Annotated in this window: 4 protein-coding genes; 2 read left to right on the plus strand and 2 right to left on the minus strand. The window is 54.3% G+C overall.

What is annotated here, in order from left to right; translation table 11 throughout:
• The coding region (locus tag N434_RS26040; RefSeq protein WP_210206066.1) for a hypothetical protein at positions 1–220 on the minus strand (220 nt) is incomplete at its 3' end.
• Between the two features lie 367 nt (positions 221–587).
• The gene (locus N434_RS25325) at positions 588–842 is read right to left on the minus strand and encodes a hypothetical protein (protein WP_097050059.1); all 255 of its coding nucleotides are present in this window, start codon (positions 840–842) and stop codon (positions 588–590) included.
• 107 nt (positions 843–949) lie between these two features.
• Between N434_RS25325 and N434_RS25330 the strand changes: the two genes are divergently transcribed.
• Positions 950–1495, plus strand: a complete 546-nt coding sequence (locus tag N434_RS25330; protein WP_210206067.1) for a tyrosine-type recombinase/integrase — start codon at positions 950–952, stop codon at positions 1493–1495.
• A 77-nt stretch (positions 1496–1572) separates the two neighbouring features.
• Complete coding sequence (locus N434_RS25335) at positions 1573–1926, plus strand: helix-turn-helix domain-containing protein (RefSeq protein ID WP_097050057.1); 354 nt, start codon at positions 1573–1575, stop codon at positions 1924–1926.
• The last annotated feature ends 296 nt before the right edge of the window (positions 1927–2222 follow it).

The following is a 2222-nucleotide window of genomic DNA, read 5'->3' on the forward strand; positions in this document are numbered from 1 at the left end:
TTCTGAAGAAGCCGGAATAAAAAAATGAGGCTTTATGCCCCGTTAACTTCAGGAGCGTCGCCATTTTTTCGCGAAACCCGAGGTGGGGTCCATCCGATTTCGGGTGAAAATAATGGGGCGATGGCCATTGCCTTCGGCGGCCCGCGTTCGTCCCGGCGCGCACTCCGCACGGCACCAGAACTCCCGCAATGATTTGATGCCGCGCCGCATGGCCTGGCATTTCGTATCCGCAGACGCTTATGCCCGGACTCCGACCAAGCACTCGACCTCTACGCCTACGCGGGGGTCGTCGCACTCCGCTCGTCGCTTACGCTCCCTCGCTTCCCCGTTCTCCTCGTCCTTAAATAAGGGTTCATTTAATCCGCTCAAATGAAAAATAAATTATTATAAATAAAATTACAGAACTTCCTAGTTTAAGGTATTGATATTTCTATTTCTAGTTTCTTTGGAGATTAAAGCATGGGGTATAATATTTGATCAATAACTGGCTTTTTCTTCCATTTGGCTTCGAGTTCTCCGCCTTCCTGATCAGCTTCTCCATAAAACACTTGATATCCTCCAGCTCTCCGGCGCCCAGCGTTCATCCATTACAGATCGGCGTCTTCCACATGATCTATATCATCAATGTCAAAGCGTGGATAGATCATATTTTCCACAGTATATCTGGCGCCTTCAGCCTTTTCTCTTTCGTCCATTGCCTTGCAATATCGTTTGTAGGTCATTTCGTGGGCGAAATCCTCTAGAGAGTCCGTGTAATCCCTGTGATACATAGGGATCATTGAATAAAACCTTTCCTCCAAGTCCCAGAGGCCATCTCTGAGTTCAATATAGAGATTGATCAACTATTTTCCTATGATCCCATTGCATATCCTGTCAATCAATGTCAAGACCTTAAACTAGGAAATTCCGTAAAATTATTATGTGATTACTTGTCAATATGGACCCCCAATTGGACCCCGATCGAACCGAAATTCGACTTCGCAAGCTGACTCCGTACAAGGTGGCAACCGCCGGCCCGGAGAAGCACGAAGATGGCGGCGGCCTGCGGCTGGTGGTGTCCCGGACCGGTGCCTGGAAGTGGAGGTTACGCCTCACCCTTCATGGCAAGCGCCGGGAGATGGGCCCGGGCAGCTTCGCCAACGTGGGGCTGGCTGAGGCGCGGGAACGCGCCGCCGAGTACCGGAAGCAGGTCAAGCATGGCCCCGATCCTATCGCGGTCCGGCAGATCATACCGGCAGCGCCCACCTTCACCGCCTGTGCCACCCGCTATGTCCGGGTGCACCGGCACGGCTGGACGAGCGCCAAGCATGCCCGGCAGTGGGTGAGCACGCTCAAGACCTATGCCCGACCAGTGATCAGCTCCAAGCGGATGGACGCCACCACCACCGAGGACATCCTGAAAGTCCTGTCCCCGCTCTGGATCGGCAAGACCGGGACCGCCAAGCGGGTGCGAGGCTGCAAGGATCATGCATGTAGGTATTTAGCCTGGCGATAAACACAATACGTTAAAAAATGGATTGTGTGATATATGTTTAGTGTTTATACTACTAATTACAATACGAGGAGGTGGGGATGAGCGTAGACGATAGCTTCGGGGTTACGGTGCGGCGGCTACGGGAGGCCCGGAAAATCGGCCTGCGCAAATTTGCGCAGAGGGTCGGCATGAGCCCGACCTACCTGTCGAAGGTCGAGCGTGGAGAGTTCAAGCCGCCGAGCGAGGAGAAGGTTAGAGCTATCGCCAAGGCTCTAGGCCAGGACGCTGACGAGTTACTGGCGCAGGCCGGCCGCGTGTCGTCGGACTTGACCGACATCATTCAGCGCCACCCTCGCCAGATGGCGACCTTCCTTCGAGCGGCGAACGACCTGCCTGACGAGGAGAGGCAGCGCCTAGCCGAGGAAGCCCAGCGAAAGAGTAAAGAGACCTGACAGTAGGCGGTAGGTGCTACAGGTTTAGATCAGGATGCGGATGCAATGACCATCAATGTGAAGTACATGTCCGAGCAGCAGATCGAGCACGACGCGTTAAATCTTCTCAAAGCCTATTTCCACGAACGGGGCCAGGCCCCTTCGGGGTGACTTCCGGTGCGTGCGCTCAGTAAACCTGAACGTGTTGGCTCCGAGGGAATGTCGCCCTGCCTCATAGACATTCGACAACTTGAGGGCATGGAGATCTGGGAGACCGAAGTAGACAGTACCTGTTCAGGGGGCACACACCCCCCCCC

The organism is Rhizobium sp. UGM030330-04, assembly GCF_003208455.1.
GTDB lineage: Bacteria > Pseudomonadota > Alphaproteobacteria > Rhizobiales > Rhizobiaceae > Agrobacterium > Agrobacterium rhizogenes_A.